Genomic DNA, 536 nt, shown 5'->3' with positions numbered 1-536 from the left:
TTTGGCATTTTTAAAAGATGCGATTGTAAGCTTTCTGAGTGAGTACCTCCTTTTGCCTCTCTATGAAGGTTTTCTAACCATTCATAAAATTTCTCTTGTGCTTTTGGCATAAAACGCATGATCAGCGGGTGTTCTGGAGAACCTAATCGTTTATCACGAAAAGAGCGAAATACCCCTTCATACTTTTGCCAGCCCTCTTGATTGGGTGGTCTATCAACCAATTTCCACTCTTGATTTTCATCGGGCCACACAATCATTTGAAACCGTTGCAATAAACCGTCATCGTTTATTCCACGGTGGATTGCTTGAATGATGGGAATAATGCGTGAAGGTTGAATGCCTCCAATTATTGATAACGTTACATGGGGGATAAAAATGGTTCCCCGCTCGATACGGTCATAGGTAAATTGATCATCTCCATTAAAAGCTGTGAGATAAAAAGCACGGTCTGTTTGATATTCCTTTCTTTCTAGATTGGTTAAAAAACCAGATAACTCATCACGAACCATTAAGAGACCACGGGGGTTTTCTTTTAA

The 536-nt window shown here is 39.7% G+C and carries 1 protein-coding gene; it reads right to left on the bottom strand.

What is annotated here, in order from left to right; translation table 11 throughout:
• Positions 1 to 536: DUF3987 domain-containing protein (locus PVV60_RS10700; RefSeq protein ID WP_273724696.1), on the bottom strand; the 536-nt coding region annotated here is incomplete at both ends.

The organism is Bartonella sp. AU18XJBT, from assembly GCF_028618595.1.
Taxonomy (GTDB): Bacteria; Pseudomonadota; Alphaproteobacteria; order Rhizobiales; family Rhizobiaceae; genus Bartonella.
Note: the sequence above shows the minus strand (reverse complement) of the source record. Positions and strands in the feature narration are given on the sequence as shown.